This is a genomic window from Telluria sp. ZT3P39 (assembly GCF_059685935.1).
Genome location: NZ_JCASIH010000001.1, coordinates 274,322 through 299,728, shown reverse-complemented (window position 1 = coordinate 299,728; position 25,407 = coordinate 274,322). Strand labels below are relative to the sequence as shown.

General features: G+C 66.5%; 20 protein-coding genes. 15 read left to right on the top strand and 5 right to left on the bottom strand.

Annotated elements, in window-relative coordinates:
• The first annotated feature begins 13 nt into the window (after positions 1–13).
• Together AC56LR_RS01220 and AC56LR_RS01215 are read left to right on the top strand one after the other, a co-directional pair.
• Complete coding sequence (locus AC56LR_RS01220) at positions 14–2,302, top strand: methyl-accepting chemotaxis protein (protein WP_497126538.1); 2,289 nt, start codon at positions 14–16, stop codon at positions 2,300–2,302.
• A 30-nt stretch (positions 2,303–2,332) separates the two neighbouring features.
• Complete coding sequence (locus AC56LR_RS01215) at positions 2,333–7,381, top strand: hybrid sensor histidine kinase/response regulator (RefSeq protein ID WP_497126536.1); 5,049 nt, start codon at positions 2,333–2,335, stop codon at positions 7,379–7,381.
• A 25-nt stretch (positions 7,382–7,406) separates the two neighbouring features.
• On the opposite strand, the gene AC56LR_RS01210 is transcribed toward AC56LR_RS01215, so the two are convergent.
• Entirely contained in the window at positions 7,407–8,858 is a 1,452-nt protein-coding gene (locus AC56LR_RS01210) for a cryptochrome/photolyase family protein (protein WP_497126891.1), read from the bottom strand.
• Between the two features lie 253 nt (positions 8,859–9,111).
• Here AC56LR_RS01210 and AC56LR_RS01205 point away from each other — a divergent pair, with 253 nt between their 5' ends.
• The 7 genes from AC56LR_RS01205 (at position 9,112) to ilvD (ending at position 15,825) form a co-directional block, all read left to right on the top strand.
• Positions 9,112–9,768 (top strand): YqgE/AlgH family protein, encoded by a 657-nt coding sequence (locus AC56LR_RS01205; RefSeq protein ID WP_497126534.1) that lies wholly within the window; start codon positions 9,112–9,114, stop codon positions 9,766–9,768.
• A gap of 131 nt (positions 9,769–9,899) precedes the next feature.
• Positions 9,900–10,292, top strand: coding sequence for a Holliday junction resolvase RuvX (ruvX, locus tag AC56LR_RS01200; protein ID WP_497126532.1), 393 nt, complete (start codon positions 9,900–9,902; stop codon positions 10,290–10,292).
• Positions 10,279–10,830: a bifunctional pyr operon transcriptional regulator/uracil phosphoribosyltransferase PyrR gene (pyrR, locus tag AC56LR_RS01195; RefSeq protein WP_497126530.1), complete on the top strand. Its 552-nt coding sequence runs from the start codon at positions 10,279–10,281 to the stop codon at positions 10,828–10,830. Before ruvX ends, pyrR begins: the two co-directional genes overlap by 14 nt.
• Positions 10,808–11,788 carry an aspartate carbamoyltransferase catalytic subunit gene (locus tag AC56LR_RS01190; protein WP_497126528.1) on the top strand — a complete coding sequence of 327 codons (981 nt, stop codon included), beginning with the start codon at positions 10,808–10,810 and terminating at the stop codon, positions 11,786–11,788. Before pyrR ends, AC56LR_RS01190 begins: the two co-directional genes overlap by 23 nt.
• A complete protein-coding gene (locus tag AC56LR_RS01185; RefSeq protein WP_497126526.1) occupies positions 11,785–13,068 on the top strand; it encodes a dihydroorotase in 1,284 nt (427 codons plus the stop codon). Before AC56LR_RS01190 ends, AC56LR_RS01185 begins: the two co-directional genes overlap by 4 nt.
• Before the next feature lie 48 nt (positions 13,069–13,116).
• Positions 13,117–13,848 (top strand): lysophospholipid acyltransferase family protein, encoded by a 732-nt coding sequence (locus AC56LR_RS01180; protein ID WP_497126524.1) that lies wholly within the window; start codon positions 13,117–13,119, stop codon positions 13,846–13,848.
• Between the two features lie 114 nt (positions 13,849–13,962).
• On the top strand, positions 13,963–15,825 hold the full coding sequence (ilvD, locus tag AC56LR_RS01175) for a dihydroxy-acid dehydratase (RefSeq protein ID WP_497126522.1): 1,863 nt from the start codon (positions 13,963–13,965) through the stop codon (positions 15,823–15,825).
• A gap of 155 nt (positions 15,826–15,980) precedes the next feature.
• On the opposite strand, the gene AC56LR_RS01170 is transcribed toward ilvD, so the two are convergent.
• Positions 15,981–16,838: a symmetrical bis(5'-nucleosyl)-tetraphosphatase gene (locus tag AC56LR_RS01170; RefSeq protein WP_497126520.1), complete on the bottom strand. Its 858-nt coding sequence runs from the start codon at positions 16,836–16,838 to the stop codon at positions 15,981–15,983.
• Positions 16,839–17,048: 210 nt separating this feature from the next.
• Here AC56LR_RS01170 and AC56LR_RS01165 point away from each other — a divergent pair, with 210 nt between their 5' ends.
• The 6 genes from AC56LR_RS01165 to AC56LR_RS01140 all read left to right on the top strand — a co-directional run bounded on the left by AC56LR_RS01165 (position 17,049) and on the right by AC56LR_RS01140 (position 23,004).
• Positions 17,049–18,149, top strand: a complete 1,101-nt coding sequence (locus AC56LR_RS01165) for a glycosyltransferase family 4 protein (protein ID WP_497126518.1) — start codon at positions 17,049–17,051, stop codon at positions 18,147–18,149.
• Positions 18,150–18,239: 90 nt separating this feature from the next.
• A complete protein-coding gene (locus AC56LR_RS01160) occupies positions 18,240–18,557 on the top strand; it encodes an H-NS histone family protein (RefSeq protein ID WP_171083133.1) in 318 nt (105 codons plus the stop codon).
• Positions 18,558–18,749: 192 nt separating this feature from the next.
• Positions 18,750–20,132: a phosphomannomutase/phosphoglucomutase gene (locus AC56LR_RS01155; RefSeq protein ID WP_497126516.1), complete on the top strand. Its 1,383-nt coding sequence runs from the start codon at positions 18,750–18,752 to the stop codon at positions 20,130–20,132.
• Between the two features lie 22 nt (positions 20,133–20,154).
• A complete protein-coding gene (gene waaC, locus AC56LR_RS01150) occupies positions 20,155–21,135 on the top strand; it encodes a lipopolysaccharide heptosyltransferase I (protein ID WP_497126514.1) in 981 nt (326 codons plus the stop codon).
• Positions 21,135–22,400: a lipid IV(A) 3-deoxy-D-manno-octulosonic acid transferase gene (gene waaA, locus AC56LR_RS01145; protein ID WP_497126889.1), complete on the top strand. Its 1,266-nt coding sequence runs from the start codon at positions 21,135–21,137 to the stop codon at positions 22,398–22,400. Before waaC ends, waaA begins: the two co-directional genes overlap by 1 nt.
• 79 nt (positions 22,401–22,479) lie before the next feature.
• Positions 22,480–23,004: a YcxB family protein gene (locus AC56LR_RS01140; protein ID WP_497126512.1), complete on the top strand. Its 525-nt coding sequence runs from the start codon at positions 22,480–22,482 to the stop codon at positions 23,002–23,004.
• A 118-nt stretch (positions 23,005–23,122) separates the two neighbouring features.
• On the opposite strand, the gene AC56LR_RS01135 is transcribed toward AC56LR_RS01140, so the two are convergent.
• The 3 genes from AC56LR_RS01135 to gmhB are packed head-to-tail and all read right to left on the bottom strand — an operon-like array spanning position 23,123 to position 25,393.
• Positions 23,123–24,025 (bottom strand): M48 family metallopeptidase, encoded by a 903-nt coding sequence (locus AC56LR_RS01135; RefSeq protein WP_497126510.1) that lies wholly within the window; start codon positions 24,023–24,025, stop codon positions 23,123–23,125.
• 44 nt (positions 24,026–24,069) lie between these two features.
• Positions 24,070–24,810 (bottom strand): lysophospholipid acyltransferase family protein, encoded by a 741-nt coding sequence (locus AC56LR_RS01130; protein WP_497126508.1) that lies wholly within the window; start codon positions 24,808–24,810, stop codon positions 24,070–24,072.
• 28 nt (positions 24,811–24,838) lie between these two features.
• A complete protein-coding gene (gene gmhB / locus AC56LR_RS01125) occupies positions 24,839–25,393 on the bottom strand; it encodes a D-glycero-beta-D-manno-heptose 1,7-bisphosphate 7-phosphatase (protein ID WP_497126506.1) in 555 nt (184 codons plus the stop codon).
• Positions 25,394–25,407: the final 14 nt, after the last annotated feature.

Sequence of the window (25,407 nt, the reverse complement as noted above, 5' to 3'; positions counted from 1 at the left end):
CTCGAAACTCAGCATGAACGCCTTTTCGAAAGCCAGCGCGGACGACGATACCGCCCTGGTCTCGCCCGACACCCAGTTCGGACCCGGCCTGCTGCCGCAGCAGCCCTCGAAGGACGTCCCGTCCCAGGGCCAGGGCGCCGTGTACGGCTCGGCCGACGCGGCCGCCCGGCGCCTGGGCAACACACGCCCGCGCAAGCCCCTGGTCGCTGCCGCCGACGAGGGCGAAGACCTGCGCCTGCCGCTGATCGGCCACCTGTCGCTGGCCAGCCAGCTGCGCCTGGTGCTGGCCGCGTTTGCCGCCGGCATCCTGCTCACCGTGCTGGCGATGTGGCAGAACGCCGCCCATTCGGGCGTGGTCTCGACCCAGGGCCAGATCGCGGCCGACGCCCTGATGCATTCGCAGCGGGTGGCGAAATCCGCGCCGAACGCGCTGCGCGGCGACATCAGCGCCTTCGGCCAGTTGGACAACAGCCGCGCCGAACTGGGGCGCCTGCTGGCGCTGCTGGCGCGCGGCGGCAAGGCCGGCCCGGCTGCGATCCCGCCGGCATCGAGCGAGCTCGCCCCCATGCTGGCCAAGGCGCGCGCGGCCTGGTCGGCCTCGAATGCCGCCGCCACCACCATTGCCGGCAACAAGCGCCACCTGGTCGGTTTCGGCGCCAGCGTGGCCCGGCTCGACCTGCTCGCCCCCGAGCTGCGCAGCCTGGCCGACCGCCTGCGTGGCTCAAGCGCGCGCCAGGACGCCGCGCTCGAGCGCATGGTGGCGATTTCGGAACGCCTGCCGGCATCGGCCCATGCCTTTACCGCGCCGGGCGCCGCGCACCGCGAGGCCGCCAACACCATCAAGCGCGACAGCGCCGAACTGGGCGCCCTGCTCGATGCCCTGGTCGGCCTCAATCCCGCCCTGGGCCTGGCGCCGGTCGCCGACGTCGACCTGCGCGAGCGCCTCGGCGCCGCGCGCACTTCGTTCCGCGGCTGGCAGCAGGGCATGTCGCCGCTGGCGACCAACCTGCACAACTTCGAGGCTGCCCGGGCTGCCGAGCAGGTCATCGCGCGCGACAACGAAGGCCTGCGTTCGACGCTCGAGCGGGTGCAGGCGGAATACCGCCGGCTGCTGGGCACCCGCAGCAGCTGGTTCTGGCTGCTGGTGGGGGCTTCGGTCTACACCCTGGCGATGGGCGGCAGCATCAGCCGCGTCATGCTGCAGGACTCGCGCAACCGCACCCGCGGCGCCGAGGCGCGCAGGCGCGAAGCCGAAGCCATGCGCCAGCTGGCCCAGGCCAAGGAAGAAGAAGCCAAGGCAACCAACGACCAGAACCAGGCGGCGATCCTGCGCCTGATGAACGAATTGCAGGAAGTCGCGGATGGCGACCTGACCGTGCACGCCACGGTGTCGGAAGACATCACCGGCGCGATCGCCGACTCGGTCAACTACACGGTGGAAGAATTGCGCGAGCTGGTGCTGCGCGTGATCCGCACCACCGAGCAGGTCACGCGCGCGTCGAACGGCGCGCAAACCGTCTCGACCGAGCTGCTGGGCGCCGCCGAAGCCCAGTCGCGCGAGATCCAGGAAGCGTCGAGCACGGTGCTGCGCATGGCCACCCAGATCGCCGACGTGTCGCGCTCCGCGACCGAATCGGCCGAGGTGGCGCGCCAGTCGGTGGATGCGGCCGAGCAGGGCGCGCTGGCGGTGCAGAATGCGATCCTCGGCATGAACGAGATCCGCGAGCAGATCCAGGAAACCTCCAAGCGCATCAAGCGCCTGGGCGAATCCTCGCAGGAGATCGGCGAGATCACCGACCTGATCTCGGACATTACCGAGCAGACCAACGTGCTGGCGCTGAACGCCGCGATCCAGGCCGCATCGGCCGGCGAAGCGGGACGCGGCTTCTCGGTGGTGGCCGAAGAGGTGCAGCGCCTGGCGGAACGCTCGGGCGAGGCGGCCAAGGGCATCGGCGCGCTGGTGCGCACCATCCAGGCCGATACCCACGATGCGGTGGCGGCCATGGAAAAATCGACCCAGGGCGTGGTCGAAGGCGCGCGCCTGTCGGATGCGGCCGGCGCCGCGCTGCTGGACATTTCGCGCGTGTCGAACCGGCTGGCGGAGCTGATCGGGGCGATTTCGACCGCGGCGGAACAGCAGGCGACGTCCGCCAACGGTGTGGCCCATAATATGCAGCACATCCTGTCGGTCACCGAGCACACCCAGGACGGCACGCGCCAGACGGCGCAGTCGATCCGTGAGCTGGCGCTGCTGGCGCAGGAGCTGAAAGATTCGGTGTCGCGCTTCCGCGTGGCCGCCTAAATAACCTGCTGAGTAAATACGACGAGCCCAATGACCAACGCACCTTCCAGCCGCATGCCCGCCTTCGACACCGGACCCCTGTCATGGGTGATCGGCGAGATCCGCGATGCGCTGGGACGCTCGGGCACGGCCTTGCGCGACGCCGCCAACCGCAGCGCGGAGGCCCAGCCGACCCTGCTGCTGCACGCCAAGAGCCACCTGCACCAGGCCCACGGCGCGCTGCAGCTGGTCGACGTCGAGGGCATCGGCGCACTTGGCGCGGCGGCCGAACAGCTGATCGACGCCTTCAAGGACGCACGCCTGGCCTGCACGCCCGAATCGGTCAAGATCGTGCAGGACGCCTACCAGGCGCTGGTCGAATACCTCGACGAGTTGCTGGCGGGTGCGCCGCAGCAGCCGGCGCGCCTGTTCCCGTATTACCGCGACCTGCAGGAAAAGCTGGGCCTCGAACGCGTCCACCCGTCCGACCTGCTGCCCGCCGGCCTGGGCAAGGACGTTGAATTGCCAGGCGCGCAGCCGGGTCCGGCGCCCGACATCGGCGCCTGCCGCACGCGTTTCGAAAAGCCGCTCCTGCCTTTCCTCAAGAGCGGCGAAGCCCAGCACGCGGCGGGCATGCGCGATGCGGTCGCGCCGATCGCGCTGGCCCAAACCGAGCCACGCCCGCGCCTGTTCTGGGAAGCGGTCCATGCCTTCATCGGCGCCGTGGCCGACGGCCAGGTCGAAAGCGACCTGTACGTGAAACAGCTGCTCGGTCAGGTGAACATGCAGCTGCGCCGCCTGGCCCAGGGGCAGGGCGGCACCCCGGACACGATGCTGCGCGATGCGCTGTTCTTCGTGGCCGCGGCCAGGGAGCCCAATGAGGACGCGCAGCGCCTGCGCCAGGCCTGCGGCCTGGATGGCCTAGTGCCGCACGATTACGCGCTGCGCCGCTATGGACGCATCGACCCGGCCACGCTGCAGGAAGCGCGCGAAGCGCTGGCCCGCACCAAGTCGGACTGGGACCGCATCGCCACCGAGGGCGCGGGCGAGCCTGAAGTCAAGGAAGATTTCAACGACGCGCTCTCGCGCCTGGCCGGCGCCAGCGAAAAACTGGGCGCGCCCGCGCTGGCGCAACTGATGCGCGAGCTGGGACGCGCCGCGTCCGACGCCATGGCGGCCGGACGCAGCGACGGCCTGGGGCTGGAGATGGCCACCGCCATGCTGTTCGTCGAGAACGGCCTGGACCAGCTGCGCCAGCTGCCGGACGATTTCGCCGAGAACGCGGAAGCGGTCGGCGCGCGCCTGCTGGCGCTGGCCGCCGGCGAAACCCCGCCGGACGCGCCGCAATGGCAGGGCGAGCTGGCGCGCCAGATCCAGCAGGGCCAGACCGTCGCGGTGCTGGCCGGCGAGATCAAGGCCGGCCTGCGCCAGGTCGAAAAGCTGCTCGACGATTACTACGACGACCCCTCCAGGCGCGACGTGCTGGCGCAAGCCGAGCCGGTGCTGCACCAGCTGCAGGGCGCGCTCGCCATCCTCGACCAGGAGCAGGCGGTCCAGGCCGCGCGCCACGTCGCCGGGCAGGTAGCAGTACTGGCCGGCAGCGACGGCGACGTCACGGCGCAATCGAGCGTATTGCACAACATCGCCCAGAACATCGGCGCGCTCGGCTTCTTCACCGACCTGCTGGGCCAGAACAGCGAGGTGGCCAAGGGCCGCTTCACGTTTGATCTGGACAAACGCCTGCTGCGCGAGCTGCCTTTCGAGTTCGTCGAGGCGGCAGCACCGGAAGCGCCGGCGCCGGAACCGCAGGCGCAGGCCCAGGACGCGTCGATCGAATCCGAACTGCTCGAGATCTTCATTCTCGAAGCGCAGGAAGTGCTGGGTTTCGTGGCCGAAGCGCTGCCGCAGGCGGAAAGCAATCCGGCCAGCCAGGAAACCCTGGCCCTGCTGCGCCGCTCCTTCCATACGCTCAAGGGCAGCAGCCGCATGGTGAACCTGGAGCGCTTCGCCGAAGGCGCCGCCGCGATCGAGCGGGTGATGAACGTCTGGCTGTCCGAAGCGCGCAGCGCCACGCCCGAGCTGATGGCGCTGCTCAGGCACGCGCATGCGGAACTGTCGGACTGGGTGGCCGACCTGGTGGCCAACGGCTGGTCGGCGCGCGAGAGCGGGGCGCTGGTGGAAGCGGCCGCGCGGGTGCAGGAGGGCGGACAGGCGGCGCTCGAGGACCTACCGGTGCTGGTCGATCTGGCCGAGCCCGAGGCGCCCGTGGCTGCCGACAGCAAGCGCATCGGCGATCTGGAGATCGCCCCGGGCCTGTACGCCGTCTACGTCGACGAGACCGAGGCGCTGGTGCGGGTGCTGGCCGATGAATTCGAAGCATGGCAGGCCGAGCCGGAGCGGCGCGCCTCGCCGGAAGCACTGAAGGCCGCGCACACGCTGGCCGGCACCTCGGCCACGGTCGGCTATACCGCATTGCAGGACGTGGCCCACGCACTGGAACTGGTACTCGAAAAGCTGGCCACGCCCGGCCCGCTCCTCGACGACAGCGGGCGCGAGCTGCTCGATGCCACCCTGTCGCGCGTGCGCACGATGCTGCAGGTGTTCGGTCTGGGCGAACTGGCGCCGGGCCAGCCTGACCTGGTCGGCCAGTTGGGGGCCCTGCTCGAGCGCCTGGCCAGCCAGCAGGCGGCCAGCGTGTATGGCGAAGCCGACCCGGTATTGGCGGACCAGCTGGACGCCTTGTTTGCCACGGCCTACGACGAGTTGCTGGCCTCGCCCGAGCCGCCATCCGACACCGCGCCGGCTTTCGTGCCGGTGACGCCGGACGAGGCCGGGCTGGTCGAGGCGCCGGAAGCGGTGGCCCCGGTGCTGGCAGCCGCGCCGCCGGCGGCGCTGGAAGACAGCGCGCTGGCCGCCGTCCCGGTTTTCGGCGACGAGCTCGATCCGGACCTGCTGCCGGTATTCCTCGAAGAAGGCGCCGACCTGTTCCCGCAAATCGGCAAAGGCCTGCGCCAGTGGCAGCAGAACCCGCAGGATGGCGCCGTCGCCCAGGGCCTGCAGCGCGCCCTGCATACCGTCAAGGGCAGCGCCCGCATGGCCGGCGCGATGCGCCTCGGCCAGCATACCCACGAACTGGAAACCCAGGTCGAGAACATGGTCCATGCCGGCACCACCAGTGCGGCGGCCTTCGACGAACTCCTGGCCAGCTACGACGCCGCGCTGCTGCTGTTCGAGCAGTTGCAGCAGCCGCACCTGCCGGCCGCGCCGGCGCCGGCCGCTCTGCCTGCAGCCCCGGCCGAGCAGCCGGGCGCGCGGGCGCCGCTGGTGCGGGTGCGGGCCGACATCCTCGATCGCGTGGTCAACCAGGCGGGCGAAGTGTCGATCTCGCGCTCGCGCCTGGAAAACCAGGTCGGCTCGCTCAAGGGCGCGCTGTCCGATTTCTCGGAAAACCTCGACCGCCTGCGCCGCCAGATGCGCGAGATCGAGATGCAGGCCGAATCGCAGATTGCGTCCCGCCTGTCGATCGCCGGCGAGCGCGAATTCGACCCGCTCGAATTCGACCGCTTCACGCGCCTGCAGGAACTCACGCGCATGATGGCCGAGAGCGTGAACGACGTCGAAGCCTTCCACGACAGCCTGTCGCGCACGGTGGACAGCGCGGCGGAGGACCTGGCCGCGCAAGCGCGCATGACACGCGACCTGCAGCGCGACCTGATGCGGGTACGCATGGTGCCGTTCGCGTCCCTGGCGGAGCGCCTGTTCCGCGTGGCGCGCCAGACCGCGAAAGAACTGGAGAAGCGCGTCAACCTCGACATCCGCGGCGGCGCCGTGGAAATCGACCGCAGCGTGCTGGAACAGATGGCCGCGCCCTTCGAGCACCTGCTGCGCAACGCCATCGTGCACGGTATCGAAGCGCGCAGCGCGCGTATCGACGCCGGCAAGGCGGAGACCGGCGAGATCCTGGTGCAGGTCGAACAGCATGGCAATGAAGTCGCCATTCAATTCAGCGACGACGGCGGGGGCCTGGACCTGGAGCGCATCCGCGCCAAGGCCCGCGCGATGAGCCTGATCGGGGAGAACGATGCCGTGTCCGACCAGGAAGCGGCCGAGCTGATTTTCGAGCCGGGCTTCTCCACTGCCGAGACCTTGAGCGAACTGGCCGGCCGCGGCGTGGGCATGGACGTGGTGCGTTCCGAAGCGCAGGCGCTGGGCGGGCGCGTCATGGTCACGACCGAGCCGGGCAAGGGCACGCGCTTCGCTATCCACCTTCCCTTGAGCCTGGCGGTGGCGCAGGTGGTGCTGGTCGCCAGCGCCGGCCGCAATTGGGCGCTGCCCTCGACCCTGGTCGAACAGGTGATGCAGGTGCGCGACACCGAACTGCTGGCTGCGCAGGCCTCCGGAACGATTGCGGTGGCGGGCCAGCTGCAGGCCCTGCATGCCCTCGACGCACTGCTGGGCGAGGCGGGCAAGGCAGCGGCGCTGCAGCGTGTGAACCCGGTGCTGGTGGTGCACGGCGCGGGCGGACGCATTGCATTGCGCGTGGACGAGGTGCTGGGCAACCGCGAGGTGGTGGTCAAGAACATCGGCCCGCAGCTCTCGCGCATGCCGGGCATCGCCGGGGCCACGGTACTGGGCACGGGCGAGATCGTGCTGATCATCGATCCGGTGGCGCTGGCGCAGCAGCCTTCTGCCCCAGCTGCCATGGGCGCCGCCGGCGCCCAGCCTGCGCACCGCGCGACCATCATGGTGGTGGACGATTCGATCACCGTGCGCCGCGTGACCCAGCGCCTGCTGGAGCGCGAAGGCTATCAGGTGACGCTGGCCAAGGACGGCGTCGACGCGCTCGAGCAGATCGAACACGCCCGGCCGGACCTGATGCTGGTCGATATCGAGATGCCGCGCATGGACGGCTTCGACCTGACGCGGCAGGTAAGGGAGAATGAAGCCACCAGTGGGATCCCGATCATCATGATCACCTCGCGCACGGCGGACAAGCACCGCAATGTGGCGCTGGGGCTGGGGGTGAATGCGTTCTTCGGGAAGCCGTATCAGGAGGCGGTGTTGTTGGCGGCGATCGAGAGTTTGCTGGATAAGGGCTGATGGCGGCGGGATCGAGCTTTTCCGGTCACCCCGCAGCCTTCTTCACCACCGCAAACCGCTCGAGCGTCCGCGTGCGCGCCACATCATGCTCGACCACCGGCAACGGGTAGTCGCGACCCAGCACCACGCCTTTTTCGGCTAACACATCGCCCGCCACCAGCCATGGCGCATGAATCTCCTTCGCGCTGAGCCGTTCCAAGGCAGGCACCCATTCGCGAATGAACTCCCCCTGCGCATCGAAGCGCGTCGACTGCGACACCGGGTTGAAAATCCTGAACCACGGCTGCGCGTCGCAGCCGGTCGACGCCGCCCACTGCCAGCCGCCGTTGTTCGAGGCCAGCTCGTAGTCGTTGAGCTTGAGCGCGAAATAGCGCTCGCCGCGGCGCCAGTCGATGCCCAGGTCCTTGGTGAGGAAGCTCGCCGTCACCATGCGCAAACGGTTGTGCATGAAGCCGGTCTGGTTCAGTTGCAGCATGGCCGCATCGACCAGCGGATAGCCGGTGCGCCCCTCGCACCAGGCCGCAAACATGGCCTCGGCTTCCTCGCCCGTCTCCCAGGCCAGCACGTCGAAGGCCGGCTTGAACGAGCGCGTGACGACCTGCGGATTGCGCGCCAAAATCATCGAATAGAAATCGCGCCAGATGAGTTCCGACAGCCACACCGACGCGCCGGTGCCGCCGGCGCCGCTCAGCGCCATCTGCTGCGCCGTGCGCACGAGGTGGCGGATCGAGGTGGTGCCGAAGCGCAGGTGGGTGGACAGGCGCGAGGTGCCGTCTTCGGACGGAAAATCGCGCGCCCGGCCGTAGTCGGCCATGTGCGCCACGAAGCGCTCGAACAGCTCCTCGGCGCCTTCCATCCCGGCCGGCAGCGGCGGCTCGCCCGGTTCGAAACCGATGTCCGTCAACGAGGGCAGGGCGGACGGCGCGGTCGGCGGGGCAAAAGCATGGGCATAGGCATCGACCGGGTAGCTGGCCAGGGTTTCCGGCATGGCCGCCAGACGCTTGAGCCAGGCATTCTTGTAGGGCGTGAACACCGAAAACGGGCCCTTGGCCAGGGTCAGTACTTCTTCCTTTTCGAAGATCACCTGGTCTTTCACGCTGTGAAATTTCCTGCCTTCAGCTTCCAGGGCGGCTTTCATCCGTGCGTCGCGATCGACCGCCTCGGGTTCATAATCGGTGCATACATGGACCGCGTCCACGCCCAGTTCGGCGGCGAGCGCGGGGATCACTTCCAGCGGGCGGCCTTGCCGCACGATCAGATAACCGCCGAGCCGGCGCAGTTCGGCGTCAAGACTGGCCAGGCTGGCGTGGATGAATCGCACGCGGCGGTCGTCACGGGGCAGCACATCGAGAATCCCGCTGTCATACACGAAGACGCAGTGCACACGATTGGACGAGCTCAAGGCTCCGTGCAGGGCTGCATGGTCGAATGCGCGCAAGTCACGCCGGAACCAAACCAAAGAGTTGCTCATATTCATCATCGTGTGCGGGGTCAAAGTGGCGGCCGATTTTACTGGGTAGGATTCTTCCTAAGCAGCGATGAAGGAAACAAGACGGGTCAGTTGTGGGACGTCAAGCCGGGAAGCGCGGGGCTGCCTGTCGTGCCGCTTCCGGAGGCGCCGGACCGATTCAGTGTAAACTATCGAAAAGCGTAACGTTGTTTTGTGGACACTTCCCGGTCGCCTAATTGGGCGGTCGCCAACCAGAGTGAGCCCATGTGAGAGTAAGCGTATGAAAAAAAGTAAAGTTGGCAAGACTCCACCAATGCCCGGCATGCCACCGGGGCACGACGATACGCTGGGGAACATCGGGCCTGCCGTTTCCGGCCTGAACCTCGCCAACCATTTCCTGATCGCGATGCCCTCGATCCAGGACCCGATCTTCGGCGGCACGGTGGTCTATGTCTGCGAGCACAACGAGAAGGGCGTGCTCGGCGTGGTCATCAACAAACCGACCGACATGACCATGGAAGTGCTGTTCGACCGCGTCGACCTCAAGCTCGGCGAAGGCCTGCGCTCCTCGGTCGTGGACGAGCCCATCATGTTCGGCGGCCCGGTCCAGGACGACCGCGGCTTCGTGCTGCATACGCCCAGCGGGCGCTACTCGTCCTCGCTCACCGTCACCGACGACGTCGCCTTCACCACCTCGATCGACGTGCTCGAAGCCGTCGCCAGCGGCAACGGCCCGGCCCGTATGCTGGTCTCGATCGGCTATGCCGGCTGGAGCCCGGGGCAGCTGGAAGAAGAACTCTCGCGCAATGGCTGGCTCACCGTCGCAGCCGACGCGCGCGTGCTGTTCGACCTGCCTATCGAAGAACGCTACACGGCTGCCATTAAATTACTCGGGATCGATCCATTGATGCTTGCTACCGAAGCTGGACATGCTTGATGTGTGTTCGCGCGCCTCAAAGAACCGTAGCGAGCGGAAGCAGTCGTGGCCGAGAAGCGCAGCCGTACAGGCTTACGGCGAGCATCGCAGGCCGCGAATGCGACGCGCAGTAGGTTATTTGAGATGCGCTAATGGTTGAGATTGTATTTGGGTTTGATTTTGGGGTGAAGCGCATCGGCATTGCCATGGGCAACACCCTCACTGGACAGGCGCAACCGTTGACGGTCATCAAGGCCATCGACAACGCCACCCGTTTCCAGGTCATTGGAGACCTCATCAACGAATGGAAGCCGGCCCGCCTCATCGTGGGCGAGCCGCGCCATCCCGACGGCGCCGAGCACGACATGACGCTGCGCTCCCGGCGCTTCGCCAACCAGCTCCACGGCCGCTTCAGCCTGCCTGTCGACCTCGTCGACGAGCGCTATTCCTCCGCCGTCATCCCGCAAAAGCGCGGCGAGATCATCGACGCCCAGGCGGCTGCCATCATTTTGCAACAATACTTTGACGACCATGCCAACACCTAATTTAGATTACGACGCGGAGGCGCTGTACCGCGAGCTGCTGGGCCAGGTCCGCGCAGGCCTGGCCGGCGTGCCCGATGCCGCCATCGTCGGCATCCACTCGGGCGGCGCCTGGCTGGCCGAACGGCTCGCACGCGACCTCGACCTGACGGGGCGCTTCGGCACCATCGACGTCTCGTTCTACCGCGACGATTATGCGAAAAAAGGCCTGCACCCGGACGTGAAGCCGACCCATATCCGGTTCCCGGTCGATGGCGCCACCATCGTGCTGGTGGACGACGTGCTGGAAACCGGCCGCACCGTGCGCGCCGCGATCAACGTGCTGTTCGACTACGGCCGCCCGGCCTGCATCCGGCTGGCGGCGCTGGCCGACCGCGGCGGGCGCGAGCTGCCGGTGGCCGCCGACTACGCGGGCGTGCGCACGACCCTGCCTGCGCACCAGTCGCTGTGCCTGCAGCGCGGCGACGCCGGTATACTTTCGCTGACCATTGAAGAAGATCCTGCCCTGCCTGACGACCATGCCGAAAATCCTGCACAATAATCCGCAACTGAACAAGAACGGCGAGCTGCAGCACCTGCTCAGCATCGAAGGGCTGCCCAAGTCCATCGTCAACCACATCCTCGACACCGCGTCGAGCTTCGTGGGCATTTCCGACCGCGAGGTCAAGAAGGTGCCGCTGATGCGGGGAAAAAGCGTGTTCAATCTCTTCTTCGAGAACAGCACGCGCACCCGCACCACCTTCGAGATCGCCGCCAAGCGCCTGTCGGCCGACGTCATCAACCTGAACATCCAGGCCTCGTCGGCCAGCAAGGGCGAGTCGCTGCTGGACACCATCGACAACCTGTCGGCCATGCACGCAGACATGTTCGTGGTGCGCCATGCGCAATCGGGCGCGCCCTACCTGATCGCCAAGCACCTGGTGGAAACCGGGCAGTCGCACGTGCACGTCGTGAACGCCGGCGACGGCCGCCACGCGCACCCGACCCAGGGCCTGCTCGACATGTACACGATCCGCCACTATAAAAAAGACTTCACCAACCTGCGGGTGGCGATCGTCGGCGACATCCTGCACAGCCGGGTGGCGCGGTCGGACATCCACGCCCTGACCACGCTGGGCGTGCCGGAAGTGCGCGCCATCGGCCCGCACACCCTGCTGCCGGGCGGCCTGGACCAGATGGGCGTGCGCACCTTCACCAACATGAACGAAGGCCTGAAGGACGTCGACGTCATCATCATGCTGCGCCTGCAGAGCGAGCGCATGAGCGGCGCGCTGCTGCCTTCGGCGCAGGAATACTTCAAGAGCTACGGCCTGACCCCGGAGCGCCTCGCGCTGGCCAAGCCGGACGCGATCGTGATGCACCCGGGGCCGATGAACCGCGGCGTCGAGATCGACTCGGCGGTGGCCGACGGCAGCCAGGCGGTGATCCTGCCGCAGGTGACCTTCGGGATCGCGGTACGGATGGCAGTGATGAGCATTTTGGCAGGAACCCACGGATGAAACACCATATCAAGAACGGCCGCGTGATCGACCCGGCCAACGGCATCGACCGAGTAACGGACCTGTTTATCGATGGCGGCGTGATTGCCGCCATCGGCGCGCCACCGTCCGGCTTCGTTGCGGATAACACCATCGACGCCAGCGGCCTGGTGGTTGCGCCCGGCCTGGTGGATTTGTCGGCGCGCCTGCGCGAGCCGGGCTACGAATACAAGGCGACGCTGGAATCCGAAATGCAGGCGGCGATGCAGGGCGGCGTGACCACCCTGGTCTGCCCGCCAGACACCGACCCGGTGCTGGACGAGCCGGGCCTGGTCGAGATGCTCAAGCACCGCGCGCGCATCCTGGACCAGGCCAACGTGCACCCGCTGGGCGCGCTGACCATGGGCCTGAAGGGCCAGGCCCTCACCGAGATGGCCGAGCTGACCGAAGCCGGCTGCATCGGCTTCTCGCAGGCCGAGGAGCCGGTGCTGGACACCACGGTGCTGATGCGCGCGATGCAGTATGCGAAGACCTTCGGCTACACGGTGTGGCTGCGTCCCCAGGACGCCCACATCGGCCGCGGCGGCGTGGCCCACAGCGGCCCGCTGGCCTCGCGCCTGGGCCTGTCGGGCGTGCCGGTGATGGCCGAGACCATCGCCCTGCACACGATTTTTGAGCTGATGCGCGCCAGCGGCGCGCGCGTGCACCTGTGCCGCATGTCGTCAAGCGCCGGGCTGGCCCTGGTAGCAAGCGCCAAGAAAGAGGGCCTGCCGGTCACCTGCGACGTCGGCGTGCACCACCTGCACATGACCGATGCCGACATCGGCTTCTTCGACCCGAACGCGCGTTTTGACCCGCCGCTGCGCAGCCAGCGCGACCGCGACGCGATCTCCAAGGGCCTGCTCGATGGCACCGTGGACGCGGTCTGCTCGGACCACACGCCGGTGGACGACGACGAAAAGATGCTGCCCTTCGGCGAAGCCTCGCCCGGCGCGACCGGCCTTGAACTGCTGCTGGCCCTGATGCTCAAGTGGACCGAAGACCAGCACGGCGACGAAGGCGCGCTGTCGAAGGCGATCGCCAAGGTCACCCACGAGCCGGCGCGCGTCGCCGGTCTGCCTGCCGGAACCCTGTCGGTCGGCGCGGCGGCCGACGTGGTGCTGTTCGACCCGGACGCGCGCTGGACGGTCGAGCGCAAGGCCCTGGCCAGCCAGGGCAAGCACACGCCCTTCCTCGGCTACGACCTGGCCGGGCAGGTGCGCACGACCATCGTGCGCGGCCGTGTTGCGTACCAGCGCTAAGCGGGGCGGGCGCCTGGTGCTGCCCGCTTCACGCTCGATCCCCGCATCGTGACGCCCCGTCTTGCCCTGCGCCTGGCGCGCGTGATGGTCCACCTGGCGGCGGGCCTGGCGACCTGCGCCATCGTATTCCCGCTGGCCTCCAACGGCCTGCGCGAGCGCCTGACGCGGCGCTGGTCGCGCAAACTCGTCGGCATCTGCCGCGTCACAGTCGAAGCGGCGCCCGGTGCGCCCGTGCTCGAGCATGCGCTGGTGGTCGCCAACCACGTCTCCTGGCTCGACATCTTCGTCATCAACGCCCTGTATCCCTGCCGTTTCGTGGCCAAGGCCGAGATCCGCGCCTGGCCGGTGCTGGGCTGGCTGGCCGCCGCCGCCGGCACCGTCTTCATCGCGCGCGGCAACCGGCGCGAACTGCGCCACATCTTCAAGGGCATCGTCAGCGTGCTGGCCCAGGGCCAGCGCGTGGCCTTCTTCCCGGAAGGGACGACCTCCAGGCAGGGCGAGGTGCTGCCCTTCCATGCCAACCTGTTCGAAGGCGCCATCGACGCCAAGGTCGCCGTGCAGCCCTATGCGCTGTCGTATGTGGACGCGGCCGGCCGCAGCCACCCTTCGGTCGACTACACCGGCGACACGACGTTTGTGGACAGCATGTTCCGGATACTGGAAGGCCCACCGGTACGGGCGCGCCTGCAGGCGCTGGCGCCGATCGAGGGCGCGGGCGCCCACCGGCGCGAGCTGGCGCAAGCCGCCCATGACGCGGTGGCCGACGCGCTGCGCCGCTGACGATAGCTGTGATTCATAAAAAGAATCACAGAGCAATAAATCATATATTGGACAACTCACAGCAAGCGCGTCACGCTGGTGCTTTGCACCACTGCCAAGATTGAGGAGACCAGCATGCCCGTTTATCGTTCCCGCACCACCACCCAGGGCCGCAACATGGCCGGCGCGCGCGCGCTGTGGCGCGCCACCGGCATGAAGGATGGCGACTTCGAGAAACCGATCATCGCGGTGGTGAACTCCTTCACCCAGTTCGTGCCCGGCCACGTGCACCTGAAGGACCTGGGGCAGATGGTCGCGCGCGAGATCGAAGCGTCCGGCGGCGTGGCCAAGGAATTCAACACCATCGCGGTCGACGACGGCATCGCCATGGGCCACGGCGGCATGCTCTATTCGCTGCCCTCGCGCGACCTGATCGCCGACTCGGTCGAGTACATGGTCAATGCCCACTGCGCCGATGCGATGGTGTGCATCTCGAACTGCGACAAGATCACGCCCGGCATGCTGATGGCTGCCATGCGCCTGAACATCCCGGTGGTGTTCGTCTCCGGAGGGCCGATGGAAGCCGGCAAGGTGATCAAGACCGTCGACAACGGCCAGAAGGTCATCAAGCTGGACCTGATCGACGCCATGATCAAGGCCGGCGACAGCAGCGTGTCGGATGCGGACGTGCTCGAGATCGAGCGCTCGGCCTGCCCGACCTGCGGCTCGTGCTCGGGCATGTTCACGGCCAATTCGATGAACTGCCTGACCGAAGCGCTGGGTCTGGCGCTGCCGGGCAACGGCACCATCGTCGCGACGCACCTTGACCGCAAGGAGCTGTTCCTGCGCGCCGGCCGCCTGATCGTCGACATCGCCAAGCGCCATTACGAACAGGACGATTACTCGGTGCTGCCGCGCTCTATCGCATCCAAGGCCGCGTTCGAGAACGCGATGGCGCTGGACGTGTCGATGGGCGGCTCCACCAACACCGTGCTGCACCTGCTGGCCGCCGCGCACGAGGCCCAGGTGGAATTCACCATGGCCGACATCGACCGCATCTCGCGCAAGGTGCCCTGCCTGTGCAAGGTGGCGCCGATGACCGACAAATACCATATCGAAGACGTGCACCGCGCCGGCGGCATCTTCTCGATCCTGGGCGAGCTGGCGCGCGCCGGCCTGCTCGATACCTCGCTGCCGACCGTGCACAGCGCCACGATGGGAGAGGCGATCGAACAGTACGACATCAAGCGCAGCATTGATGCCGCCGTGCACCAGCTGTTCCGCGCCGCGCCGGGCGGGGTGCCGACCCAGGTGGCCTTCTCGCAGTCCGAACGCTTCGCCGGCAACGACCTCGATCGCAGCCTGGGCTGCATCCGCGACCGCGCCCACGCCTATTCGCAGGACGGCGGCCTGGCGGTCCTGTACGGGAACATCGCCGAGAAGGGCTGCATCGTGAAGACCGCTGGCGTGGACGAGAGCATCCTGGTCTTCTCCGGCAAGGCGCGCGTGTTCGAGAGCCAGGACGCGGCGGTGGAGGCGATTCTGGGCGACCTGGTTGCTGCCGGCGACGTCGTCATCATCCGCTACGAAGGCCCGAAGGGCGGGCCGGGCATGCAGGAGATGCTCTACCCGACCTCGTACATCAAGTCCAAGGGACTGGGTAAAGCCTGCGCGCTGTTCACGGACGGGCGCTTTTCGGGCGGCTCGTCGGGCCTCGTGATCGGCCACGCCTCGCCGGAAGCGGCCGAGGGCGGGGCGATCGGGCTGGTGGAGGAGGGGGATGTCATCGATATCGACATCCCGGCGCGCACGATCAATTTGCGCGTGAGTTTCGAGGAGCTGGCGCACCGGCGCGGCAAGATGGAAGACCGTGGGCTTGACGCCTGGATGCCGGTCGGGCGCGAGCGCTATGTGTCGCAGGCGCTGCAGGCGTATGCGGCCTTGACGACGTCCGCTGACCGTGGCGCCGTCAGGGACATCACTCAGCTTCGCCGCTAACTCGTAGGGTGGGCAGGTTTCCTGCCCGCGCGTTCAAATCACCTATGAATTGACGCGCCAATATTCATACACCGGTTGAACGCGCGGGCAAGGGACTTGCCCACCCTACGGTGCGCGGCAACGCATACGCCAGTGCCCGGCAATTCGGACGCTGGCTACTTCTTCCCGCCATGCTCCCGATACTCCGGACAATCCACCTGCAGCAGCGAGCGGTCATCCAGGCACACCGCCGTCAGCTTCCCACCCCACACGCAGCCGCTGTCCAGCCCCACCAGGTTCGGCCTCAGCACCAGCCCCAGCGCCGACCAGTGCCCGAACACCACGGTCACGTCGCTGGTCCTGCGCTGCGGCAGATCGAACCACGGCACCAGTCCCGATCCTTCCGGTCCGCTCTCGCTTTCCTTGTGCAGGAAATCCATTCGCCCATCGGGCGCGCACAGGCGCATGCGGGTGAGCGCATTGACGATGCAGCGCAGCCGCGCGATGCCCGTCAGGCTGTCGTTCCACTCATCCGGCTCATTGCCGTACATCTCGCGCAGGAAATCGATCCAGCCATCGCCGCGCAGCGTCGTTTCGACTTCGTGCGCCAGCTCCATCGTTTGCGCCGCGGTCCATTGCGGCGCCACGCCGGCGTGCACCAGCAGGTGGGCGTCGACGAACATCGCCAGCGGGCGTCGGCGCAGCCAGTCGATCAGCGCGTCGCAGTCGGGGGCGGCCAGGATCTCGTCGAGCGTATCGGAACGGCTGGCGCGCTGCGCGCCGACGGCCACCGCGATCAGGTGCAGGTCGTGGTTGCCGAGCAGGGCTTCGACACGGCCGGGATTCGCTTCCGCCAGCGCCTTCATGCGGCGCAGCGCGGTCAGCGATTCCGGACCGCGGTTGATCAGGTCCCCGACGAATAGAATGCGCGACTGCACCTGGCCGTGGCCGCGTGCGTCTTCGTGAATGCGTTCGATCAGGAGTTGGGCTTCGTGGGCACAGCCCTGCAGGTCGCCAATGGCGTAGGTTCTCATGTTGTTCTTATCGGTGATGACGGCGCTCGTGCAGGCGCCTTGGGTGTTTTGGAGTCTAAATGATTTCGCCTGCCGCTGCAGCGGATATCGCGTCGGAGCGGCTCATCTATTCCGGTACAATGAGGCCACATCCATTGATAAGAGTGCCGTGGGGTTTTCCGCGGAGTCGAAGCGGAAACGACTCACCTAATTGCACCGAAAGAATAATAAATGTTCTCCTTTTTTGTCAGTTTCGTCTCTTGCGCGCTGCTGACCCTGCTTGTGATTAAGCTTGCGCAGCACAATGGTGCAGCGCTCGACAACGATTATGGCGGCGTGCAGAAATTCCATTCCCATGCAGTCGCGCGCATTGGCGGCGTGCCGATCTATCTCTCTGTCGTAATCACCGGCGCCGTGTCGGTGATGCGTCAACCATCGCTCGGCCCCTGGCTCACGCCTTTGCTCGGATGCGCCTGCATTGCCATGGCGGGCGGTATCGTCGAAGACTATACGGGCAAGGTCTCGCCGGCGCGCCGGCTGCTGCTCACGATGGTCGCCGCCCTGCTCGCGTATTACCTGCTCGGTGCAAAACTCGTGCGCCTCGATTTACCTTGGGGCGTGCTGTCGCTGCAGCTCGACTGGATCGTGGTGCCGCTCACCGTGCTGGCAGTGGCGGGCATCGCCAATGCCGTGAACATCATCGACGGATTCAATGGCCTGGCCAGCGTGGTCAGTATTTGCATGCTGATGTCGCTGGCCTATGTGGCGCTGCAGGTGGACGACATGTTCGTTCTGGTGACGGCCCTGGTGGTGGCCGGCGCCACTGCCGGTTTCCTGATCTGGAATTATCCGGTCGGCCTCATTTTTCTCGGCGACGGCGGCGCCTATTTCATCGGCTTCATGCTCGGCGAGCTGGCGCTGCTGCTGGTGATGCGTAATCCCCAGGTGTCCACCTGGTATGCGGCGCTGCTGCTGATTTATCCGGCTTTCGAAACCATATTCTCGGCATACCGCCGCATGTTCGTGCGCGGTAAATCGCCCGCACTGCCGGACGGCATTCACCTGCATAGTTTAATATTCCGGCGTATTGTGCAATGGACGGTTGGTCCGCGCGAAGCGCGCGCACTGATGAAACGGAATGCACGGACTTCACCTTATCTATGGCTGTTTTCACTGATGGCGGTGATTCCGGCTACCGTGTTCTGGAAAAACACAGGCGTGCTCATCTTCTTCAGCTTGTTGTTTATAATCAGTTACCTGTGGTTATATGCGCGTATCGTTCGATTTAAGTCGCCACGCTGGCTTTTTTTACACAGGAAAGACGGTAAATAAACTATTAATGTAGTATATTGCGACAATTGGTGAGTTTCACCGTACCTGCATCAACCTCTGTATCAACCTTTACCTATTGAGGGAACGAAGATGGATCTGTCTAATATGTCGGTAGGCGATATGCGCAACCTGCAAGAGCAAATCAAGCAGGAAATGAAGAAGCGCGAAGTGCAGGAAGTGCAAAAAGCACGTGAACAAATCCTGGCAATTGCGCAGAGCGTCGGCGTGCCCCTCAAGGACCTGCTGGCGACCGGCGGCCGCAGCAATGCGACCAAGGGTAATTCCGTGGCCGTGCGTTTCCGTCACCCGGACAATGCATCGCAGCAGTGGACCGGCCGTGGCCGCCAGCCGAAATGGGTCAAGGAATGGGTCGAAGGCGGCAAGTCGATCGACAAGCTGCGCGTGTAATCCAGGCCGGCTTTGCCGGCCAAGAGCCTTGGCGCTCGCAATATGCAGCAAGCGGTCCGCCCGATTCCCCAAGGGCGCCGCTTGCCGCTACAATAGTGGTCATTGTTTTTTCACTCATTCCCGCGTCGACGCCTTGCCGTCACAGCCTGCCATTGCGTGTGCGGCTGACCAGCGCCTTCATTCCAGGACATCATGGTTGCTCTTTCCAAAACGATCTTCAAGGCTTATGACATTCGCGGCGTTATCGATAAAACGCTCGACGAAGGCATCGCACGCCATATCGGCCGCGCATTCGGCGCCGCCGCCCTGGCCAAGGGAGAGCACAAGGTCGTGATCGGCCGCGACGGCCGCCTGTCGGGCCCGGCCCTCACGGCCGCCCTGAGCGAAGGCCTGCGCGATGCCGGCGTGGACGTGATCGACCTGGGCATGGTCGCCACCCCGATGGTCTATTTCGGCACCAATGTGCTCGACACCCGCTCGGGCATCATGGTCACCGGCAGCCACAATCCGCCGGACTACAACGGCTTCAAGATGGTGCTGGCGGGCGAAGCGATCCACGGCGAGGCCATCACCGGCCTGCACCACAGCATCGCCGCCTACGACGGCGCCATTGCCGCACAGCGCGGCGGCTACAGCACCCACGACATCCGCGCTGCCTACCTCGAGCGCATCATCGGCGACGTCAAGGTGTCGCGCCCGATCAAGATCGCGGTCGACTGCGGCAACGGCGTGGCCGGTGCCTTCGCTGCGGACCTGTACCGCGGCATGGGTTGCGAAGTGGTCGAGCTGTTCTGCGAAGTCGACGGCACCTTCCCGAACCACCACCCGGACCCGGCGCATCCGGAAAACCTGCAAGACCTCATCAAGGCCCTGCAAGACACCGATGCCGAGATCGGCCTGGCCTTCGACGGCGACGGCGACCGCCTCGGCATCGTCACCAAGGATGGCCAGATCATCTTCCCGGACCGCCAGATGATGCTGTTCGCAGCCGACGTCCTGTCGCGCAACCCGGGCGGCGAGATCCTGTACGACGTCAAGTGCACGCGCCACCTCGGCCCCTGGATCGAGCAGCACGGCGGCAAGGCCCTGATGTGGAAGACCGGCCACTCGCTGGTCAAGGCCAAGCTCAAGGAAACCGGCGCCCCGCTGGGCGGCGAAATGAGCGGCCACATCTTCTTCAAGGACCGCTGGTACGGCTTCGACGACGGCCTGTACGCCGGTGCGCGCATGCTCGAGATCCTGACGAAAGAACAGGACCCGTCCAAACTGCTCAACAGCCTGCCGATCGCGTCGAGCACCCCGGAACTGCACCTGCACCTGAAAGAAGGCGAGAATTTCACGCTGATCGACAGCCTGCGCGCCAACGCTTCCTTCCCGGGCTCGGACCGCGTCAACGACATCGACGGCCTGCGCGTGGAATACCCGGACGGCTTCGGCCTGGCCCGCTCGTCGAACACGACCCCGGTCGTGGTGCTGCGCTTCGAAGGCGAGAACCCCGAAGCCCTTGCACGCATCCAGGGCGAGTTCCGCCGCGTGATCCTGGCCGCCAAGCCGGACGCCGAGCTGCCTTTCTGAGCGAATGGGTGAGGAAAAGCACGTGAAGATCCTGCTGGTGCGCGTGTCGTCGCTGGGCGACGTGCTGCACAACCTGCCGATGGTGGCCGACATCCTGCGCCGCGACCCTGGCGCCACCATCGACTGGGTGGTCGAAGAGGGCTACCAGAGCCTGGTGCGCCTGCACCCGCACGTTCGCAAGATCATCCCGTGGGCCCTGCGCCGCTGGCGCAAGAGCCTTGGCAAGGCCGGGACGCGCGCCGAGATCCAGGGCTTCTTCCGCACGCTGCGGGAAGAAGAATACGACTATGTCTTCGACACCCAGGGCCTGCTCAAGACCGGTATCATCATGGGCGCCGCACGCATCAAGCGCGGCGGCAAGAAGGTGGGCCTGGCCAACGGCAGCGAAGGCTCGGGCTACGAAGGCATCTCGCGCATTTTTCATACCGACAGCATCCCGCTCGACCCGCGCACCCATGCGGTAGCGCGCGGGCGCATGGTGGCCGGCGCCGCGCTGGGTTATCCGGTCGACACCCCTCCGGACTTCGGGCTGCCGGCGCCGCAGACGGCGTTGCGCCCGGCCTTCCTGCCGCTTGACGACTACGCCGTGTTCTTCCACGGTACCGCGCGCGACGCCAAGAAGTGGTCGCGCGAAAACTGGATCGCGCTCGGACAGGCGCTGGCGCCGATGCCGGTGCTGCTGCCCTGGGGCTCGCCATCCGAACTGGCCGACGCACAATCGCTGGCCGGCGCGCTGCCCAATGCACGCGTGCTGCCCAAGCTGTCGATGATGGACGCTGTGGGCGTGGCCCAGCATGCGCGGCTGGCCGTCGGCGTCGATACCGGCCTGACCCACATCGCCGCCGCCTTCGTGCGCCCGACCGTCGAAATCTATTGCGACTCGCCGAAGTGGAAGACCGAGGGCAACTGGTCGGACCGTATCGTCAACCTGGGCGACCTCGGCATGCCGCCCACCGCGCCGGAAGTGATTGCAGCGGCGCGCCGCCTGCTGGAGACGACTTGATCCGTCTTCTCTATTCGCTGGCCTGGTGGCTGGCGCTGCCGATCGTGCTGGGCCGCCTGTGGTGGCGCGGGCGCCAGGAGCCGGGCTACCGCCAGCACTGGCGCGAGCGCCTCGGGTTCCCGGGCGCTCTACCTTCCACGCGCCCGACCTTGTGGGTGCATGCGGTGTCGGTGGGCGAAACCCGCGCCGCCGAACCGCTGGTGGAAGCGCTGCTCGCGGCTTATCCTGAATCGCGCATCCTGCTCACCCACATGACGCCGACCGGCCGCGCCACCGGCCGCTCGCTGTTCGGCCACCACGGCGAGCGCGTCGTCCAGTCCTACCTGCCTTATGACACCGGCTTCATGGTCGCGCGCTTCCTGCGCCGTGTTGCGCCGCGCGTGTGCATCCTGATGGAGACCGAGGTCTGGCCGAACCTGATCGCCGGCTGCGCCAGGGCCGGCGTGCCGGTGGCGCTGGTCAATGCGCGCCTGTCCGAGCGCTCGCTGCGCAGCGGCCGCAAGATGGGCGCCCTGATGACGGATGCCGCGCAAGCCATCACCCTGGTCGCGGCGCAGACCGAACTCGACGCCGAACGCATCCGCTCGCTCGGCGCGCCGCGGGTCGCGGTCACCGGCAGCATCAAGTTCGACGTGGTGCCCCCAAGCGCGGCGCTGGAAAAGGGCGCCTGGCTGCGCGCTAGAATCGGCGCCCGGCCCGTGTTCCTGTGCGCCAGCACGCGCGAGGGCGAAGAAGTGCTCATCGTCGATGCCTGGCGCCGCGTGGCGGACAAGCCGCCCACTGCGCTGCTGGCGATCGTGCCGCGCCATCCCCAGCGGTTCGACGAAGTCGAGAAGCTGGTCGCGGCGCGCGGCTTGCATGTGGTGCGGCGTTCGCGCATCGAACAGGGGATGGCGCATTCCGACGTGCTGCTGGGCGATTCGATGGGCGAGATGTTCGCCTATTTCGCCGCCTGCGACTGCACCTTCATCGGCGGCAGCCTGATGCCGCTGGGCGGCCAGAACCTGATCGAAGCCTGCGCACTCGGCAAACCGGTGCTGGTCGGCGCGCACACCTTCAATTTCGCCCAGGCGACCGACGAGGCGGTGGCGGACGGCGCCGCCCTGCGCGTGCTGGATGCCGACGCCCTGGTGGCCGCGGCAGTCCGTCTGCTCGAAGACGATGCGGCGCGCTCGCGCATGGGCGCGCATGCGCTCGCGTTTGCGGCCCGCCACCGCGGCGCCACCCTGCGCACGGTTGAACTCTTGCGACAACTTATCAGCTAGGTTTTGCTACCATTCCGTTTTCGAGCTCGGATATAACTCTAGGGGATGTGTTATGTTGTCGTTTAATCACCCGAGGCCCGTGAACAGCAACAAGCCTGTCGCCATGCTGGTGCAACAGCAGGCCGACGACAAGCTGCTGCACGTGCCCGTGAGTGACGGCCCTGTGGACCTGCCGGTCCCACACCCCGCCGCCCTGCCAGTCCCTTTATCCGAACTGCATTTTTTCGTCCGCTACACGCTGGGCGAATACCTCAGCTTCATGTGGCAGCACGGCGGCTTCCTGATCCGCCGCCGCCGCATCCGCTGGCCGGCCAGCCTCTACCTGCGCGCCAAGAGCACCCTGAGTGCGGCCCTGCATTTCATCCTGCTCGGGCGCGGCCGCCGCACCTACGAATTCACCATCGACCAGCACGGCATCGTGCGCACCAGCGGCGGCGTGACGCTGATCGGCTGGGAAGACGTGATCGGGGTGCGCACCTATTCGTGCGGCTTCATGATGGTGCTCAAGCGCGGGACGCTGCCGATTCCGTATCGGTGTTTGTCCGAGCAGCAGCTGGGGGCGATGAAGGAGTTGGCGGCAGCACGCCGGGATTCGCTGTTGTAGGGTGGTCGGCTTTGCCGACCGCGCGGTGATAGTTAGATGTTGAGCAAGCGCGCAGGCAGCAGTACCGCGATTTGAACGCGCGGGCGGGAGGACCCGCCCACCCTACGGTCGAACCTGGCTAGTCCGTAAACAACACCGGCATCTCATGCGAGCGCTTGCGCAGCGCCAGCCGCGCGCCGTCGTAATCCGGATACACCTCGCCCACCGTGGCCCAGAAGGCCGGGCTGTGGTTCATCTCGCGCAGGTGCGCCAGCTCGTGCGCCACCACGTAGTCGATGAGCGACAGCGGGTAGTGCACCAGCCGCCAGTTCAGGCGGATATTCCCCTCGATCGTGCAGGAACCCCAGCGCGTGCCGGCCGACGACAGCGCGAACGCGCTGTAGCTCACGCCCAGGCGCGGCGCGAAGTGGTCGAGCCGCTCCTTGAACAGGCGCTTGGACTCGGCCTGGAACCACAGCTTGACGCGTTCCTTGAGCTGCCATTCCGACAGCCCCGGCACCACGCCGATCCACAGCTCGTTATTGTCCGCATCGAACTGGCAGTGGCTGCGCGAGGCTTCTTCCAGGCGCAGCACGATGTCTCCGCCCAGGTAGGGCAGGCGCGCGCCGTCTTTCCATTCGACCGGCAGGCGCTCTTTCTGCATTGCCCGGCGCTCGCCGCGTTCGAGCAGCTTGGTGAGGATCCAGCGGCCCTTGGCGCGGATGGCGTTGTCGATGTCGGCCTGAGCGCAGCGGCGCGGCGCGGTCACGCGCAGGCCGTCGTCGTCGATCATGAAGCCGATCGAGCGGCGCGCCGAGCGGCGCAGGGCGTAATCGACGGTGTGGGCGCCCAGGACGATGCGCTTGAGCGGCGGTTCGCCAACAGCGACCGGCGGGGAGGGAATGAGGTTGCGAGGCGCCGGGGGCGGCGCCTTGAACAAAGGCTGGGCCGGCGGCGCAGGCTTATCCGCCGGTTTGAGCGCGGCGAAGAATTCCTGGGCAAACAGCTCGAGCTGGCGCCCGTCGATCTTCGGGGAGGTCATGGCTTGCTGCGGCTGCGAATCCCTGATCTGGGCGCTGACGTCGCTCAGCCACCTTTGTAGACGTGGGGCGAAATGACGCGCATTTCCGATTCTATCCAATTTTCGACCTCTTGCATCATGCTCTCGGGGGTGTGATTGTCTGGCGAAATCGGTTTGCCGATCGAGACGGTGATGAGTCCCGGGCGCTTGATGAACGAATTCTTCGGCCAGCATTCACCTGAATTATGCGCGATCGGTACGACAACGGTTTGGGTTTCGACAGCAAGGCGGGTACCGCCGCTTTTGTACTTGCCTTTCTGGCCGACCGGGATGCGCGTCCCTTCGGGGAACATGATGATCCACTGGCCGTCGGCCAGGCGGCGCTTGCCGTGCCGGACCACGTGGGCGAAGGCGTTCTTGCCCTGCTTGCGGTCGATCGGGATCATGCGCAGCAGCGCCATGGCCCAGCCGAAGAAGGGAATGTACAGGATCTCCTTCTTGAAGACGAATACCAGCGGGCGCGTGAGGTTCGGCAGCAGGGCGATGGTTTCCCATGCCGACTGGTGCTTCGACAGGACGATGGCCGGGCTGTCCGGCAGGTTGTCGTAGCCCTTGAATTCGTAGCGGATCCCGCAGATCACCTTCGCACACCAGATCATGAAGACGTTCCAGCGCGAGGTCACCCAGAAGCGCTTGTTGTACGGCAGTGGCGCGGCCAGGAAGCACACGCAGGCCCAGACGACGGTGGCCACGATCATGACGATCTTGAAAAGCAGGGAACGCAGGAACAGGGTGAAGGTTTGCAAAGGGTCTCCGGACAAATTCTGTTATTCGTTATTCTGGCCGCTGTGCCGCGGTCTTGAGGAAGGCATTGACCATCGAGGCCAGGTCGGGGAAGACCTGGGTGCCCGGGGGCAGGCCGCCGGTGGCCTGGGTCTTCTCGCCCTTGCCGGTCAGGACCAGGTAGGGCACGCAGCCCATGATGAAGCCGGCCTGCAGGTCGCGCAGCGAGTCGCCCACGGTGGGCACGCCCTTCAGGTTCATCTTGAAGCGCTTGCTGATCTCTTCGAACATGCCGGCCTTGGGCTTGCGGCAGTCGCAGTTGTCGATCGCTGCATGCGGGCAGAAGAAGATGGCGTCGATGTCCGCGCCCACCAGCTGCGCACTGGCGTGCAGCTTCTGGTGGATGGCGTTCAGGGTCGGCATGTCGAACAATTCGCGCGCGATGCCCGACTGGTTCGAGGCCACGACGACCCGGTAGCCCGCCTGGTTCAGGCGGGCGATCGCTTCGAGCGAGCCGGGAATGGGGATCCACTCCGCCGGCGACTTGATGAAGTCCGGCGAATCGTGGTTGATGACCCCGTCCCGGTCGAGGATGATGAGCTTCATGGCCCGTACCTTAC

Coding starts and splice junctions, on each gene's coding strand:
- AC56LR_RS01220 (WP_497126538.1), top strand. CDS start 14: ATGAACGCCTTTTCGAAAGCCAGCGCGGACGACGATACCGCCCTGGTC.
- AC56LR_RS01215 (WP_497126536.1), top strand. CDS start 2,333: ATGACCAACGCACCTTCCAGCCGCATGCCCGCCTTCGACACCGGACCC.
- AC56LR_RS01210 (WP_497126891.1), bottom strand. CDS start 8,858: ATGAATATGAGCAACTCTTTGGTTTGGTTCCGGCGTGACTTGCGCGCA.
- AC56LR_RS01205 (WP_497126534.1), top strand. CDS start 9,112: ATGAAAAAAAGTAAAGTTGGCAAGACTCCACCAATGCCCGGCATGCCA.
- ruvX (WP_497126532.1), top strand. CDS start 9,900: ATGGTTGAGATTGTATTTGGGTTTGATTTTGGGGTGAAGCGCATCGGC.
- pyrR (WP_497126530.1), top strand. CDS start 10,279: ATGCCAACACCTAATTTAGATTACGACGCGGAGGCGCTGTACCGCGAG.
- AC56LR_RS01190 (WP_497126528.1), top strand. CDS start 10,808: ATGCCGAAAATCCTGCACAATAATCCGCAACTGAACAAGAACGGCGAG.
- AC56LR_RS01185 (WP_497126526.1), top strand. CDS start 11,785: ATGAAACACCATATCAAGAACGGCCGCGTGATCGACCCGGCCAACGGC.
- ilvD (WP_497126522.1), top strand. CDS start 13,963: ATGCCCGTTTATCGTTCCCGCACCACCACCCAGGGCCGCAACATGGCC.
- AC56LR_RS01170 (WP_497126520.1), bottom strand. CDS start 16,838: ATGAGAACCTACGCCATTGGCGACCTGCAGGGCTGTGCCCACGAAGCC.
- AC56LR_RS01165 (WP_497126518.1), top strand. CDS start 17,049: ATGTTCTCCTTTTTTGTCAGTTTCGTCTCTTGCGCGCTGCTGACCCTG.
- AC56LR_RS01160 (WP_171083133.1), top strand. CDS start 18,240: ATGGATCTGTCTAATATGTCGGTAGGCGATATGCGCAACCTGCAAGAG.
- AC56LR_RS01155 (WP_497126516.1), top strand. CDS start 18,750: ATGGTTGCTCTTTCCAAAACGATCTTCAAGGCTTATGACATTCGCGGC.
- AC56LR_RS01135 (WP_497126510.1), bottom strand. CDS start 24,025: ATGACCTCCCCGAAGATCGACGGGCGCCAGCTCGAGCTGTTTGCCCAG.
- gmhB (WP_497126506.1), bottom strand. CDS start 25,393: ATGAAGCTCATCATCCTCGACCGGGACGGGGTCATCAACCACGATTCG.